Origin of the sequence: Pseudomonas sp. B111 (genome assembly GCF_026428275.1) — a bacterium.
In the GTDB taxonomy this organism is placed as follows: Bacteria; Pseudomonadota; Gammaproteobacteria; order Pseudomonadales; family Pseudomonadaceae; genus Pseudomonas; species Pseudomonas aeruginosa.
Window position 1 is genome coordinate 640,596 of record NZ_CP097857.1, and the last position, 13,803, is coordinate 654,398.

Annotated in this window: 14 protein-coding genes; 10 read left to right on the top strand and 4 right to left on the bottom strand. The window is 67.6% G+C overall.

Features of this window, described 5'->3' with window-relative positions; all coding sequences use genetic code 11:
- Positions 1-89 precede the first annotated feature (89 nt).
- From M6E97_RS02965 to M6E97_RS02990, 6 genes are all read left to right on the top strand, one after another.
- A complete protein-coding gene (locus M6E97_RS02965; RefSeq protein WP_021265174.1) occupies positions 90-641 on the top strand; it encodes a hypothetical protein in 552 nt (183 codons plus the stop codon).
- An 8-nt stretch (positions 642-649) separates the two neighbouring features.
- The gene (locus tag M6E97_RS02970) at positions 650-1,945 is read left to right on the top strand and encodes a flavohemoglobin expression-modulating QEGLA motif protein (RefSeq protein ID WP_003092515.1); all 1,296 of its coding nucleotides are present in this window, start codon (positions 650-652) and stop codon (positions 1,943-1,945) included.
- Between the two features lie 68 nt (positions 1,946-2,013).
- Positions 2,014-2,760, top strand: coding sequence for a TIGR00266 family protein (locus M6E97_RS02975; protein WP_003092512.1), 747 nt, complete (start codon positions 2,014-2,016; stop codon positions 2,758-2,760).
- Positions 2,757-3,662: an alpha/beta hydrolase gene (locus M6E97_RS02980; RefSeq protein ID WP_023100860.1), complete on the top strand. Its 906-nt coding sequence runs from the start codon at positions 2,757-2,759 to the stop codon at positions 3,660-3,662. Before M6E97_RS02975 ends, M6E97_RS02980 begins: the two co-directional genes overlap by 4 nt.
- A complete protein-coding gene (locus M6E97_RS02985; protein WP_003092509.1) occupies positions 3,659-3,982 on the top strand; it encodes a hypothetical protein in 324 nt (107 codons plus the stop codon). The genes M6E97_RS02980 and M6E97_RS02985 overlap by 4 nt, the downstream gene beginning before the upstream one ends.
- Complete coding sequence (locus M6E97_RS02990; protein WP_003110623.1) at positions 3,979-4,500, top strand: O-acetyl-ADP-ribose deacetylase; 522 nt, start codon at positions 3,979-3,981, stop codon at positions 4,498-4,500. The genes M6E97_RS02985 and M6E97_RS02990 overlap by 4 nt, the downstream gene beginning before the upstream one ends.
- A 74-nt stretch (positions 4,501-4,574) precedes the next feature.
- Here the strand turns inward: M6E97_RS02990 and M6E97_RS02995 are convergent, their stop codons facing one another.
- From M6E97_RS02995 to M6E97_RS03005, 3 genes are all read right to left on the bottom strand, one after another.
- A complete protein-coding gene (locus M6E97_RS02995; protein WP_003092499.1) occupies positions 4,575-5,360 on the bottom strand; it encodes an OmpA family protein in 786 nt (261 codons plus the stop codon).
- A gap of 48 nt (positions 5,361-5,408) precedes the next feature.
- Entirely contained in the window at positions 5,409-5,813 is a 405-nt protein-coding gene (locus M6E97_RS03000; RefSeq protein ID WP_003092495.1) for a DUF4398 domain-containing protein, read from the bottom strand.
- A 379-nt stretch (positions 5,814-6,192) separates the two neighbouring features.
- Positions 6,193-8,415, bottom strand: coding sequence for a heavy metal translocating P-type ATPase (locus tag M6E97_RS03005; RefSeq protein WP_003092492.1), 2,223 nt, complete (start codon positions 8,413-8,415; stop codon positions 6,193-6,195).
- A 113-nt stretch (positions 8,416-8,528) separates the two neighbouring features.
- On the opposite strand from M6E97_RS03005, the gene cadR reads away from it, so the two are divergent.
- Positions 8,529-8,999 (top strand): Cd(II)/Pb(II)-responsive transcriptional regulator, encoded by a 471-nt coding sequence (cadR, locus tag M6E97_RS03010; RefSeq protein ID WP_003117472.1) that lies wholly within the window; start codon positions 8,529-8,531, stop codon positions 8,997-8,999.
- Positions 9,000-9,007: 8 nt separating this feature from the next.
- On the opposite strand, the gene M6E97_RS03015 is transcribed toward cadR, so the two are convergent.
- Positions 9,008-9,352 (bottom strand): hypothetical protein, encoded by a 345-nt coding sequence (locus M6E97_RS03015; protein ID WP_033958374.1) that lies wholly within the window; start codon positions 9,350-9,352, stop codon positions 9,008-9,010.
- A 207-nt stretch (positions 9,353-9,559) separates the two neighbouring features.
- Between M6E97_RS03015 and ppc the strand changes: the two genes are divergently transcribed.
- From ppc to tsaB, 3 genes are all read left to right on the top strand, one after another.
- A complete protein-coding gene (gene ppc / locus M6E97_RS03020) occupies positions 9,560-12,196 on the top strand; it encodes a phosphoenolpyruvate carboxylase (protein WP_023100862.1) in 2,637 nt (878 codons plus the stop codon).
- Between the two features lie 160 nt (positions 12,197-12,356).
- Complete coding sequence (gene adk / locus M6E97_RS03025) at positions 12,357-13,004, top strand: adenylate kinase (protein WP_003092485.1); 648 nt, start codon at positions 12,357-12,359, stop codon at positions 13,002-13,004.
- Positions 13,005-13,107: 103 nt separating this feature from the next.
- Positions 13,108-13,788, top strand: coding sequence for a tRNA (adenosine(37)-N6)-threonylcarbamoyltransferase complex dimerization subunit type 1 TsaB (tsaB, locus tag M6E97_RS03030; protein WP_003092483.1), 681 nt, complete (start codon positions 13,108-13,110; stop codon positions 13,786-13,788).
- The last annotated feature ends 15 nt before the right edge of the window (positions 13,789-13,803 follow it).

The window sequence follows — 13,803 nt, forward strand, 5'->3', positions numbered from 1 at the left end:
GTCAACCCCGCCATGGCGGGGTTTTTCATACCCGAACCTTCCCTCGGCCAGCCGGTCGCAGGTTGCGGAGGGTTCCTAAGGAGCGTGTGATGAAAGCCTGGCGTTGCCTGGTGGTCCTGAGTTTCCTGCTGTTGGGCGGTTGCCTGGTCACCTTCAAGGAGCCGATACCGCCGCGCGAGGCGGCGCCGAGCCACCTGCTCGGGACCTGGAGCCGCGAGAACGAGTGGAAGGAAGAACAATTCCTGGAGATCACCCGTTCCGGCAGCAATGTCTACCGCGCGCTCAGCTACGTGGACAGCAAGGACAATACCGAGAGCCTGGAGGACTACGGCTTCACCGTCTCCCACCAGGGCAAGCGCTGGTACCTGTCGGCCGGCCTGCCGAAGAGCCTGGGCGGCAACTTCGTCATCGCCGGCTTCGAGATCACCGACGGTGACGAGCTGGTGATCTACAACCTCGACGTCGAGCGCATCGTCGAGGACCTCGGCGCCGGCCAGCTCGACGGCGAGACCGTCGACAGCGAGCAGGGCAAGGGCGCGCTGGTGCGCAGCCCGTTGGAGAAGGTCTTCGCCTACCTGAACGATCCCGCCAATTCCGACGTGTTCGTCGAGGCCGCCCGCTTCCAGCGGGTCACCCAATGAGATTGCCGATGAGCCAGCGCAAGGCGCAGAACGACTACCAGAAGATCATCCGCTCCCTGTCCGATCGCATCGTCGAGGCGCAGACGCCGATCCGCGTGCTGGATGCGATCAAATGGGACGACGGGATCCGCCAGGACTTCCTCAAGGGCCGCGGCAAGCATGCGCCGAAGGTCGACCGCGGCTACTACGACAGCCGCCCGCTGGCCTTCGACGCCAGCGCCAAGAAGCAGGAATTCCAGAACATCGAGCGCGACATCACCCGCCAGTTGGGCCAGTTCAACCCGGTCGGGCAGATCATGCGGCGGATGTGCAAGGAATACCGGATGGTCATCCGCATGCTCGAGGCGCGCGGCACCCCGGACCTCGGGCTGATCTCCCAGGAACTCTACGGCTCGGCCTCGGACGCCTTCCATGCCGGTGATCCGACCCTGGCCGACCTCGGCCTGATGCTCTCCGACTACCTGAACAACATCGCCGACCGCGGCGATCTTAAGGACGAACCCAAGACCCTGACCGCCAAGGAGGTCGTGCCGATCCTCCAGGCGCGGCTGAACACCGTGTTCGGCGAGGAGGAGGGCACCATCCGCGTGTTCGAGTCCGACGGCATCGTCGCCGACGCGGCGGCCGGCGCCGACTACATCAAGGTGCGCGCCGACGCCCTGTTCAACGAGCGCGACGTGCGCGCGCTGGAGGTCCACGAGGGCCTGGTGCACGTCGGCACCACCCTGAACGGCCTGAGCCAGCCGATCTGCACCTTCCTCGCCAAGGGGCCGCCGTCCTCCACCGTGACCCAGGAAGGCCTGGCGATCCTGATGGAGGTGATCGCCTTCGCCTCCTACCCGACCCGCCTGCGCAAGCTGACCAATCGCACCCGGGCGATCCACATGGCCGAGGAGGGCGCCGATTTCCTCGACGTATTCCACTTCTACCGCGAGCAGGGCTACAGCCTGGAGGACAGCTACCAGAACGCCAGCCGGGTCTTCCGTGGCTCGACCCCGGATGGCCTGCCGTTCACCAAGGACCTGTCCTACCTGAAGGGCTTCATCCTCATCTATAACTACATCCAGCTCGCCGTGCGCAAGGGCAAGCTCGAACAGATCCCCCTGCTGTTCTGCGGCAAGACCACCCTGGAAGACATGCGCACCCTGCGCCAACTGGTGGACGAGGGCCTGGTGGCGCCGCCGAAATACCTGCCGCCGCAGTTCCGCGACCTCAACGCGCTGTCGGCCTGGATGTGCTTCTCGAACTTCCTCAACCACCTCAGCCTGGACCGCATCGAAGCGGACTACGCGAACATTCTCTGACCGCTCCCCGCCGTGCCGGTCTTTCCCGGTGCGCGCGGGCGGTCGGCCGGCAAGCAAGGAGAACGGCGATGGCCAGCCACGAACTCGACTACCGCATCCTCGGCGAATCCATGCAGACCGTGGAGATCGAACTCGACCCCGGGGAAACCGTGATCGCCGAGGCCGGGGCGATGAACTACATGACCGGCGACATCCGCTTCACCGCGCGGATGGGCGACGGCTCCGACGGCAGCCTGCTGGGCAAGCTGTGGAGCGCCGGCAAGCGCAAGCTCGGTGGCGAGTCGGTGTTCATGACCCACTTCACCAACGAAGGCCAGGGCAAGCAGCACGTGGCCTTTGCCGCGCCCTATCCGGGCAGCGTGGTGGCGGTGGACCTGGACGATGTCGGCGGGCGCCTGTTCTGCCAGAAGGACTCGTTCCTCTGCGCGGCCTATGGCACCCGGGTCGGCATCGCCTTCGCCAAGCGCCTGGGCGCCGGTTTCTTCGGCGGCGAGGGCTTCATCCTGCAGAAGCTCGAGGGCGATGGCCTGGTCTTCGTCCACGCCGGCGGTACGCTGATCCGCCGCCAGTTGAATGGCGAGACGCTGCGGGTCGACACCGGTTGCCTGGTGGCCTTCACCGATGGCATCGACTACGACGTGCAACTGGCCGGCGGCCTGAAGAGCATGCTGTTCGGCGGCGAAGGATTGCTGCTGACCACCCTCAAGGGCAGCGGCACCGTCTGGCTGCAGAGCCTGCCGTTCTCGCGCCTGGCCGGGCGCATCTACGACGCCACCTTTCGCGCCCGCGAAGAGGTAAGGACCAACAACGGATGAAGCGCCTGCTGATCCCGCTGCTGGTACTCGGCGCGCTGTTCCTCGGTGGTTGCAGTTCGCTGCTGTTCTATCCCGAGCCGGTGGTGCAGATCACCCCGGCGCGCGCCGGGCTGGAGTACCGCGACGTCACCCTGACCACCGCCGACGGCGTGCGCCTGCGCGCCTGGTGGCTGCCGGCGAAGAAAGGCGTGCCGGTGAAAGGCACCGTGCTCTACCTGCACGGCAACGGCGGCAACCTGTCCTGGCACCTCGGCGGCACCTGGTGGCTGCCCGCCGAGGGCTACCAGGTGCTGATGCTCGACTATCGCGGCTACGGCCAGTCGGAGGGCGAGCCGGGACTGCCGGAGGTCTACCGCGACATCGACGCGGCGTTCGCCTGGCTCGACCAGGCGCCGGAGGTGAAGGGCACCGAGCGCGTGCTGCTGGGGCAGAGTCTCGGCGGCGCGCTGGCGATCCACTACCTGGTCGAGCATCCGCAGCGCCAGGGCCAGTTCAAGGCGCTGGTGTTCGACGGGGTACCGGCGAGCTACCGCGGCATCGCCCGGCACATGCTGGACGGTTCCTGGCTGACCTGGCCGCTGCAGGTGCCGCTGTCCTGGCTGGTGCCCGACGACGACAGCGCCATCCATTCGGTGGCGCGGCTTTCTGGCGCACCCATGCTGTTCTTTCACAGTATCGACGATACCATTGTGCCCCTCGAGAACGGCATCGCCCTGTACCGCCAGGCGCGGCTGCCGAAGGTCCTGCAACTGACCCGAGGCGGCCACGTGCAGACCTTCGCCGAAGCGACCTGGCAGGAAGTGATGCTGCGCTTCCTCGACGATCCCCATGGCTTCACCGGCCTGCGCCGGCTGGCCGAAATCCCGAACCGCGAATCCGCGAAACCCGAAGGCAATCCATGAGCGACCGTAACGTACTCCCCTGCATCCTGACCGGCATCGGTACCATCTTCGTCACTGTCGGCGTGCTCTGGTACTACGGCTACCTGCATTTCGCCAAGCCGCAGGACGCCCTGTTGCTGGCCGATTTCACCATGCTGAAGAGCCTGCCCGGCGAAGATGTGAAGCTGTCCCTGGAGCCGGCCAAGCAGGTCGCGCAGTGCATCGATGGCGTCCTGGTGCTGTTCGACACCGAGCAGAAGGGCCTTTCCGGCGTGCTGGTGGACAACAGGAAGCACGCCGTGCGCTGCGCCGGACAGGAAGTCCCGCAGGAAGTGAAATGACCGAGGTCCGCGTCTGGCAGGGGGACATCACCCGTCTTGCGGTGGATGCCATCGTCAACGCGGCGAACTCCTCGCTGCTCGGTGGGGGCGGGGTCGACGGCGCCATCCACCGCGCCGCCGGTGCCGAGCTGGTGGCGGCCTGCCGCCTGCTGCACGGTTGCAAGACCGGCGAGGCGAAGATCACCCGCGGGTTCCGTCTGCCGGCGGCCCACGTGATCCACACCGTCGGCCCGGTCTGGCGCGGCGGCGACAACGGCGAAGCGGAGCTGCTGGCCAGCTGCTACCGGCGCAGCCTGGCCCTGGCCGAGCAGGCCGGGGCGACCAGCGTCGCGTTCCCCGCCATCAGCTGCGGCATCTACGGTTATCCCTTGGAGCAGGCCGCGGCCATCGCCGTCGAAGAGGTCTGCCGGCAACGCCCGGCGCACAGCAGCCTGGAGGAAATCGTCCTGGTTGCCTTCGATAGCTCGATGGCCGAGCGCTACCAGCGCTTGCTCGGCGAGCGGCCTGTGGCCCGCTGATACCTGGAAAGCTCGGGCCACGCCCATGAAAAAGCCCCGCCGGATGGCGGGGCTTTTGGCTTCCGTAGGGCCTATCAGCCGCTGACGGAGGAGCGTGGCGCGACCGGCTTGGCGTCGTTGGAAATGGTGACTTCCACCCGACGGTTCATGGCACGGCCGGAGCTGGTGCCGTTGCTGGCCACCGGATATTCCTTACCGTAGCCACGGGTGGCTACGCGTTCCGGGCTGATGCCGCGGCTGAGCAGGGCCATGCGCACCGAGTCGGCACGACGCTCGGACAGGCGCTGGTTGTAGTTGGCGGAACCGGTGCTATCGGTGTAGCCCTCTACGATCACCTGGCGCTCCGGGTTCTGCTGGAGGAACTCGGCCAGTTGCTGGATGTTGCGCATGGCGCCGGGCTTCAGGTCGGACTTGTCGAGATCGAACAGAACGTCGCCGAAGGTCACCATGGTGCCGCGCGAGGTCTGCTTGGCATTCAGTTGGCTACGCAGCTTGTCCAGTTGCGCGGTGCGCGCGTCGAGGCGGGCCTGGGCGCGCTGGGCGGAGGCGTTCTGCAACTGCGCCTCGGCATTGCGCAGGACGATGGTCTGCTTGGCCAGTTCGATGCGCTGGTTGGTCAGGTAGGCCAATTGGTCCACGTCGCGCTGGTCTTCGCCATCCTGATAGGCCTTGTCGGCCTTGGCCAGCCAGTCGCCGGCGTCCTTGGTTTCCAGGGCCGCGACCTTGGTCGCGTCGGGCTGCGACTGCAGCGCGGAGAAGTTGCTGCGGGCCTGTTCCAGGTTGGCGTTCGGCGGCGTGGAGCAGGCGGCCAGCGCCAGGGCCAGCAGGGATACGGCGGGGAGGGCAATGTACTTACGCATAGGGGTCATCCTTAATCACGAATCGACGAAAGAAGGGCGGAATCCGGCTTAGTGCTGCGTATCGCGCATGCCTTCCTCACGCAGTTCCATGACGCCCTGCTGGGCATCCTTCACGGCTTTCTGCGCCTTGGCGGCCTGGGTCTTGCGCTCGGCGACCCGGGCGTCCCACTCGGCCTGCTGCGCCAGGCGCTTGGCCTGGTCGTATTCCTTGTCGTTCATGGCGATGCGCGCCTGGCTCAGCTTGTCCTGGGCGGACTTCATCTCGACCGGGGCATATTCCGGGCCGCCGGCGCTTACCGCGTTATTCACCGCGGACTCGGTCACGGCGAACTGCTCGGTCGGCGGGTTGCCGGCGCAGCCGGCCAGGACCAGGCTGCTGCCTACGGCCAGCAGGGCCAGCTTGAGGCCACGCAGGGAACCGGTGTGTTGCTTGCTCATCGCTTTTTGCTCCATGGGAAATTTCCTCTGACAGGGATGCTGATTCCTTGGCTTTCATCTCTGGCCATTACCGTGGGCGCGTTTCCGGCCCTCCGGTCTTTTCTTCCTGCTCACTGAGCAAGCCTCTGCCAGGCCTCTGTTTCAGGGGCTTGGCGATTGGCCATGTACTTTTAGTGACTCCCCCGCTGGTTCAGGGGTTCAAAAAAAAATCTGAAATTTTCTGACTGAACAGTCGGCTTCCGGCGTGGTCGCAGAACGCCACCTCTGCTCACTAAAGCCCGTCCTACAGGGCTCTAGTCCACGAAACGCACAACTGCCGCAGCGCTCCAGGACGGAACACTCGGGCAGAAAAAAGCCCCACCTGAGTGGGGCTGGAGGAGGCCAGTGGGGCCTTTCAGAAACGCTTGCGCAACAGTCGCAGACCGTTGAACACCACCAGCAGGCTGGCGCCCATGTCGGCGAATACCGCCATCCACAGGGTGCCTTCGCCGGCCAGGGTAAGGGCGAGGAACACCGCCTTGATGCCCAGGGCCAGGGTGATGTTCTGGACCAGGATCGCGTGGGTGGTGCGCGACAGCCGGACGAATTGCGGCAACTTGCGCAAGTCGTCGTCCATCAGCGCGACGCCGGCGGTCTCGATGGCCGTGTCGGTGCCCGCCGCGCCCATGGCGAAGCCGATGTCGGCGCGGGCCAGGGCCGGCGCGTCGTTGATCCCGTCGCCGACCATGCCGACCCGCGAGCCGTCGGCCTGGCGCGCTTCCACTTCACGCAGCTTGTCCTCCGGCAGGAGGTTGCCGCGAGCTGCGTCGATGCCTACCTGGGCAGCGATGGCGGCTGCGGTGTGCGGGTTGTCGCCGGTGAGCATCAGGGTCTTCACGTCCAGCGCGTGCAGCTCGCGGATCGCCTCGCGGCTGCTGTCCTTGACCCCGTCGGCGACGGCGAAGAGGGCCCGCACGCGCTGCGGATCGCACAGCGCGATGACCGTCTTGCCCTGGCGCTCCAGGGCGTCCAGGCGCTCTTCCAGGGCCGGCGAGCAGAGGCCCAGTTCCTCCACCAGGCGATGGTTGCCGAGGTGGTAGAGGACGCCGTCGATGCGTCCGCTGACGCCTCGTCCCGGCAGGGCGGCGAGGTCCTCGACCACGCCCAGGGCAAGGCCGTCCTCTTCCGCTGCGTTGGCCACGGCGCGCGATACCGGGTGGTCGGAACGCGCGGCCAGGCTGGCGGCGAGCAGGCGCGCATCCGTCCCGTCAGCCTCCGCGATCGGCAGGTAGTCGGTCTGTTGCGGTTTGCCATGGGTGATGGTGCCGGTCTTGTCGAGGGCGACCCAGGACAGCTTGCGCCCGAGTTCGAGGAACACCCCGCCCTTGATCAGGATGCCCAGGCGCGCCGCGGCGGAAAGGCCGCTGACGATGGTCACCGGGGTGGAGATCACCAGCGCGCAGGGACAGGCGATCACCAGCAGCACCAGGGCGCGGTAGATCCAGTCCAGCCAGGCGCCGCCGAACAGCAGCGGCGGCAGCACCGCGGTGGCGAGGGCGATGAGGAATACCACCGGGGTGTAGACGCGGGCGAAACTGTCGACGAAACGCTGGGTCGGTGCGCGGGAACCTTGGGCTTCCTCCACGGCGTGGATGATCCGGGCCAGGGTGCTGTCGTCGGCGCGGCGGGTGACGCGGTACTCCAGCGCGCCCTCGCCGTTGATGCTGCCGGCGAACACCGGCTCGCCGACCTCCTTCTCCACCGGCAGGCTTTCGCCGGTGATCGGCGCCTGGTTGACGCTGGAGCGGCCGCTGGTCACCTCGCCGTCGAGGGCGATGCGTTCGCCGGGCTTCACGCGCACGGTGGCTTCCAGTTCCACTTGCTTGGCCGGCAGCTCCTTCCATTCGCCGCCGACCAGTACCGTGGCCTGTTCCGGAGCCAGTTGCAGCAGGCCGCGGATGGCGTTGCGCGCGCGATCCAGGGACTTCGCCTCGATCAGCTCGGCGATGGCGAACAGCACGCTGACCATCGCCGCTTCCGGCCACTGGCCGATGAGCACGGCGCCGGTCACGGCGATACTCATCAGGGCGTTGATGTTCAGGTTGCGGTTCTTCAGTGCGATCCAGCCCTTGCGGTAGGTCGGCAGGCCGGCGCCGAGGATGGCCAGCAGGGCGAGGCCGGCGACCACCCAGTCCGGCGCCAGGCCGAACCATTCGACGATCTCCGAGGCCAGCGCCATCGCGCCGGCCAGGGCCAGCGGCCACCAGGGCTTCGCCGGCGCTTGCGAGGGGCCGTCGGTATTTTCGCCGGCATCCAGCGGCACCGCCTGCATGCCGAGGCCGGCGATCAGCTTCTGCAGCGGCTCGACGCTGTCGAAGCGATGCTGGACGCGCAGCAGGCGCTGCATCAGGTTGAATTCCAGCGACTCCACTGCCGGCTGGCGACCGAGGGCGTCGCGGATCAGGCGTTCCTCGGTCGGGCAGTCCATCGCTTCGATGCGCAGGTCGCTCCAGCGCAACTCGGCGTTGCCGGCCAGGGTTCCGATGGCGGCCACCGCCGGGCGAGGCGCGTGGCGGTGCCCATGATCATGTCCGTGACCGTGACCGTGACAGCAAGTGTCGGCGTGTTCGTGGCTCATGGAAACAATTCCCGTTTGACGTGTTGGGTGCGATTGCACACCCTGTAGCAACTACAGAGTCAAGCGGTACTGCCAATTCGGGTAGCCGCGTCGGCGATTGGAGGAGGGTTGGCATGAAGATCGGTGAGCTGGCGAAGAGAACCGGTTGCCCGGTGGAGACCATCCGCTACTACGAGCGCGAAGGCCTGTTGCCCGAGCCCGCGCGTAGCGAAGGCAACTATCGGCAATACACCCTGGCGCATGTCGAGCGCCTGTCGTTCATCCGTCACTGCCGCTCGCTGGACATGACCCAGGAGGAAATCCGTACCCTGCTGGCGTTGCGCGACCGTCCCGAGGCGGATTGCGGCACCGCCAACCGGTTGATCGACGAGCACCTGCATCACGTCGAGGTGCGCATCGCCGAACTCCAGGCATTGCGCGAGCAACTGCGGGATCTCGGCTCACGCTGTACGGTCGCCGGCAACAGCCAGGCCTGCGGCATCCTCCGCGAACTGGAGCAGCCCGCGCCGCTGTCGCCTATCCCCGAGGAATGCGCCGAGGCCGGGCACATGCACGTTCCCGGCGTGCACCGCCGGCATGGCTGAAGTCGCGCTCAGTGACTGGAGGTGTCCTGTTGCGCGACCAGTTCGTGCAGGTACTTGCGCGAGAGCGACAGGAAGCGTGGGGTAGGGCCGACATCCTCATAGAGCGGATCGCCCTGTTCGTCGGTGGCCACCACCTGACTCCCCTTCACGTAGGGAAAGCTCGCCTCCAGTTCTTCCAGGGCGGCGCCGACCAGCTCGCCCAGTAGTTCCTCGACGCTGCGCCGCGGATACATCTCGTGCAGCGCGGCGAGGCGCGCGGCGCTTTCGATGTCCAGCGGGATGCTGTAGTGGTTGCGGGCCATGCGGCCCTTGGCGGTGTGTTCCCAATGGCGGACAAGCTCACGGATCTTCATGCTGACCTCTTCAGCCCGGTCGTGGCGGGCGTGTTGGGGGTGCCCTCGTGGGGCCGTGCCTCGGTGCGGGCACTTCCTTCAGACTAGACCCGATCGGCGCCGGCAGCCTCGCTTCCGGCCCGGCGGCGCCGTACTGGCACCCTGCGGGCTTGTAAGCGCGGGGGCGCCTGAGCCAAGCTGGTTTCCCACCCGCAGTGGAGACAGGTCATGCCGGAAATCGATGCGCGCCTGCGCGAGGACGTCCACCAACTGGGCGAATTGCTCGGCGACACCATCCGCGAGCAGTACGGCCCGCGGTTCCTCGACAAGATCGAGCTGATCCGCAAGGGCGCCAAGGCTGCCCGCCGCGGTTCCGCGGAGGGCGCCCAGCAGCTCACCGCCACCCTCGACGGGCTCGAGGAAGACGAACTGCTGCCGGTGGCACGGGCTTTCAACCAGTTCCTCAACCTGGCCAATATCGCCGAGCAATACCACCGTATCCGCCGGCGCCGGCCGAACGAGCCGGAACCCTTCGAGAACCTGGTGCTGGAAGAGCTGCTGGGGCGTCTCAAGGACGCCGGGCATGCCCCCGGGCAACTGGCTCGCCAGCTCGCCGGGCTGGAGATCGAACTGGTGCTGACCGCCCATCCCACCGAGGTGGCGCGGCGCACGCTGATCCAGAAATACGATGCGATCACCGCGCAGCTGGCGGCCAAGGACCATGCCGACCTGCTGCCGGAGGAGCGCAGTCGCATCCAGCAGCGCCTGCAGCGGCTGGTGGCCGAGGCCTGGCATACCGACGAGATCCGCAAGGTCCGGCCGACCCCGGTGGACGAGGCGAAATGGGGCTTCGCGGTGATCGAGCATTCTCTCTGGCAGGCCTTGCCGAACGTCCTTCGGCACGTCGACGAGGTACTCCTGCGCAGCACCGGCGAACGCCTGCCGCTGACCGCCGCGCCGCTGCGCTTCGCGTCCTGGATGGGGGGCGACCGCGACGGCAATCCCAACGTTACCGCCAGCGTGACCCGCGAGGTCCTGCTGCTGGCGCGCTGGATGGCCGCCGACCTGTACCTGCGCGATATCGACCAACTGGCCGCCGAGCTGTCCATGCAGCAGGCCTCGCCGCAGTTGCTGGCGCGGGTCGGCGATAGCGCCGAGCCCTATCGCGCCCTGCTCAAGCAATTGCGCGAGCGCCTGCGTGTGACCCGCAACTGGACCCACCAGGCCCTGGCCGGCGAGGTGCCGGCCGCGGAGGGCGTCCTGGAGCACAACCGCGACCTGGTCGAGCCGCTGCAACTGTGCCACGAGTCGCTGCACGCCTGCGGCATGGGCGTGATTGCCGATGGCGCGTTGCTCGACTGCCTGCGCCGCGCCGCCACCTTCGGCCTGTTCCTGGTGCGCCTGGACGTGCGCCAGGACTCGGCCCGCCATGCCGCCGCGCTGAGCGAGATCACCGAGTACCTGGAGCTGGGCAGCTACGACGAGTGGGACGAGAAGACCCGCCTGGAATTCCTTCTCGAGGAACTGAACAGCCGCCGCCCCCTGCTGCCGGCGCACTACCAGCCTTCGGCGGATACCGCCGAGGTGCTCGCCACCTGCCGGGCGATCGCCGCCGCGCCACCGGCGTCGCTGGGTTCCTACGTGATCTCGATGGCCGGCCAGCCGTCCGACGTGCTGGCGGTGCAACTGCTGCTCAAGGAAAGCGGCGTCGACTGGCCGATGCGCGTGGTGCCGCTGTTCGAGACCCTCGACGACCTGGACAACGCCGGCCCCTGCATGGAGCGCCTGCTGACGCTGCCGGGCTACCGTTCGCGGCTCTCCGGGGTGCAGGAAGTGATGATCGGCTACTCCGATTCGGCCAAGGACGCCGGTACTCTCACGGCGGCCTGGGCGCAGTACCGGGCGCAGGAGAAACTGGTGGAGATCTGCCGCCAGCACGAGGTCGAGCTGCTGCTCTTCCATGGCCGCGGCGGCACCGTCGGCCGCGGCGGCGGGCCGGCCCACGCGGCGATCCTGTCGCAGCCACCGGGTTCGGTGGCCGGGCGCTTCCGGGTCACCGAACAGGGCGAGATGATCCGCTTCAAGTTCGGCTTGCCGGACATCGCCGAACAGAACCTCAATCTCTACCTCGCCGCGGTGCTGGAGGCGACCCTGATGCCGCCGCCGGCTCCCGAGCCGGCCTGGCGCGCGCAGATGGACCGCCTGGCGAAGGACGCGCTGCTGGCCTACCGCAGGGTGGTGCGCGACGATCCGCAGTTCGTCGAGTATTTCCGCCTGGCCACGCCCGAGCAGGAACTGGGCCGTCTGCCGCTGGGCAGCCGCCCGGCCAAGCGCCGCGAAGGCGGGGTGGAGAGCCTGCGGGCGATTCCCTGGATCTTCGCCTGGACCCAGACGCGCCTGATGCTGCCGGCATGGCTTGGCTGGGAGACCGCCTTGCTGAACGCTATCGAGCGTGGCGAGGGCGCGCTGCTCGGGCAGATGCGCGAGCAATGGCCGTTCTTCACCACCCGCATCGACATGCTGGAAATGGTCCTGGCCAAGGCCGACGCGGATATCGCGCGGCTCTACGACGAACGTCTAGTGCCGCTCGAGCTGCGTCCGCTGGGGCGTCGTTTACGCGACCTATTGTCGCAGGCGGTGCGCGTGGTGCTGGGACTGACCGGGCAGTCGCTGCTGCTCGCCCACGCCAGCGAGACCCGCGAGTCGATCAGCGTGCGCAACAGCTATCTAGACCCGCTGCACCTGCTCCAGGCTGAGCTTCTGGCCCGTTCGCGGCGCTGCCGGGGCGACGCCTGCGGCGGCCTGGAGCAGGCGCTGCTGGTGACGGTCGCGGGGGTCGCCGCCGGACTGCGCAACACCGGATGAGGGAAGGCGGGGGGCAACTTTCGGTGTCTTGTGCGGTGGGGGGGCGCTGTGTATCTTGGACAGCCTTTTCGGCGCCATACAGTGCCGTTTCCTGCAAATACGAGATTGGCCCCACGAGGCGGATCCAGACTTTCGCTTACCAATTCTAAGGAGCATATCGATGCGTGTGATTCTGCTCGGGGCACCCGGTGCCGGCAAAGGCACCCAGGCACGGTTCATCACCGAGAAGTTCGGCATTCCGCAGATCTCCACCGGCGACATGCTGCGCGCCGCAGTCAAGGCCGGCAGCCCGCTCGGCCAGCAGGTGAAAGGCGTGATGGACAGCGGCGGCCTGGTATCCGACGACATCATCATCGCCCTGATCAAGGAACGCATCACCGAGGCCGATTGCGCCAAGGGCTTCCTGTTCGACGGCTTCCCGCGGACCATCCCGCAGGCCGAAGCGCTGAAGGACGCCGGCGTGACCATCGACCACGTGGTCGAGATCGCCGTCGACGACGAGGAGATCGTGTCGCGTATCGCCGGTCGTCGCGTGCACCCGGCCTCCGGCCGCGTGTACCACACCGAGCACAACCCGCCGAAGGTCGCCGGCAAGGACGACGTTACCGGCGAAGAGCTGATCCAGCGCGAGGACGACAAGGAAGAGACCGTGCGTCACCGCCTGTCGGTCTACCATTCGCAGACCAAGCCGCTGGTCGACTTCTACCAGAAGCTGTCGGCCGCCGAAGGCACCCCGAAATACCACAGCATCGCCGGCGTCGGCTCGGTCGAGCAGATCACCGCGAAAGTGCTTTCGGCCCTGAGCTGATCCGCAGCGCTGTAGCACCGACGGCCCGCTTGCGGGCCGTCGGCGTTTCCGGGGCGGCGAAGGCTGGTACAATCGGCGTCTTTTTCACCACGCGGAACCGTCGATGTCCACTCTGTTGGCCCTGGATACCTCCACCGAAGCCTGCTCCGTCGCCCTGCTCCACGAGGGGCGGGCGCTCAGTCACTACGAGGTGATCCCGCGCCTGCACGCCCAGCGCCTGCTGCCGATGGTCCGCGACCTGCTCGACGAGGCCGGCGTCGCCCTGTCCGCGGTGGACGCCATCGCCTTCGGGCGCGGTCCGGGCGCCTTCACCGGCGTGCGCATCGCCATCGGCGTGGTCCAGGGTCTGGCCTTCGCCCTGCAGCGCCCGGTACTGGCGGTCTCCGACCTGGCGATCCTGGCCCAGCGGGCCTACCGCGAGCAGGGTGCGGAGCGGGTCGCCGCGGCCATCGACGCGCGGATGGACGAGGTCTACTGGGGTTGCTACCAGTTGCAACAGGGCGAGATGCGCCTGGCCGGCAGCGAAGCGGTACTGCCGCCCGAGCGGGTCGCCGTACCGTGGGACGCCGCTGCCGCGGATTGGTTCGGCGCCGGCACCGGCTGGGGCTACGTCGAGCGCATGCCGCAGCGCCCGGCCGCGCTGGACGCGAGCCTGCTGCCGCATGCCGAGGACTTGCTCAGCCTGGCCGGCTTCGCCTGGGCGCGCGGCGAAGGCGTGGAGGCGGAACAGGCGCTGCCGGTGTACCTGCGCGACAACGTGGCGACGCCGAAAAAAGCGCCCTGAAAATGCCGCGCAGCG

What these genes read in the sequence shown, in the direction of transcription:
- ppc (WP_023100862.1), top strand. Translation starts at nt 9,560, where the DNA reads ATGCCGGAAATCGATGCGCGCCTGCGCGAGGACGTCCACCAACTGGGC.
- adk (WP_003092485.1), top strand. Translation starts at nt 12,357, where the DNA reads ATGCGTGTGATTCTGCTCGGGGCACCCGGTGCCGGCAAAGGCACCCAG.
- M6E97_RS03005 (WP_003092492.1), bottom strand. Translation starts at nt 8,415, where the DNA reads ATGAGCCACGAACACGCCGACACTTGCTGTCACGGTCACGGTCACGGA.
- M6E97_RS02995 (WP_003092499.1), bottom strand. Translation starts at nt 5,360, where the DNA reads ATGCGTAAGTACATTGCCCTCCCCGCCGTATCCCTGCTGGCCCTGGCG.
- M6E97_RS02985 (WP_003092509.1), top strand. Translation starts at nt 3,659, where the DNA reads ATGAGCGACCGTAACGTACTCCCCTGCATCCTGACCGGCATCGGTACC.
- M6E97_RS02965 (WP_021265174.1), top strand. Translation starts at nt 90, where the DNA reads ATGAAAGCCTGGCGTTGCCTGGTGGTCCTGAGTTTCCTGCTGTTGGGC.
- M6E97_RS02970 (WP_003092515.1), top strand. Translation starts at nt 650, where the DNA reads ATGAGCCAGCGCAAGGCGCAGAACGACTACCAGAAGATCATCCGCTCC.
- M6E97_RS03000 (WP_003092495.1), bottom strand. Translation starts at nt 5,813, where the DNA reads ATGGAGCAAAAAGCGATGAGCAAGCAACACACCGGTTCCCTGCGTGGC.
- M6E97_RS02990 (WP_003110623.1), top strand. Translation starts at nt 3,979, where the DNA reads ATGACCGAGGTCCGCGTCTGGCAGGGGGACATCACCCGTCTTGCGGTG.
- cadR (WP_003117472.1), top strand. Translation starts at nt 8,529, where the DNA reads ATGAAGATCGGTGAGCTGGCGAAGAGAACCGGTTGCCCGGTGGAGACC.
- M6E97_RS03015 (WP_033958374.1), bottom strand. Translation starts at nt 9,352, where the DNA reads ATGAAGATCCGTGAGCTTGTCCGCCATTGGGAACACACCGCCAAGGGC.
- M6E97_RS02980 (WP_023100860.1), top strand. Translation starts at nt 2,757, where the DNA reads ATGAAGCGCCTGCTGATCCCGCTGCTGGTACTCGGCGCGCTGTTCCTC.
- M6E97_RS02975 (WP_003092512.1), top strand. Translation starts at nt 2,014, where the DNA reads ATGGCCAGCCACGAACTCGACTACCGCATCCTCGGCGAATCCATGCAG.
- tsaB (WP_003092483.1), top strand. Translation starts at nt 13,108, where the DNA reads ATGTCCACTCTGTTGGCCCTGGATACCTCCACCGAAGCCTGCTCCGTC.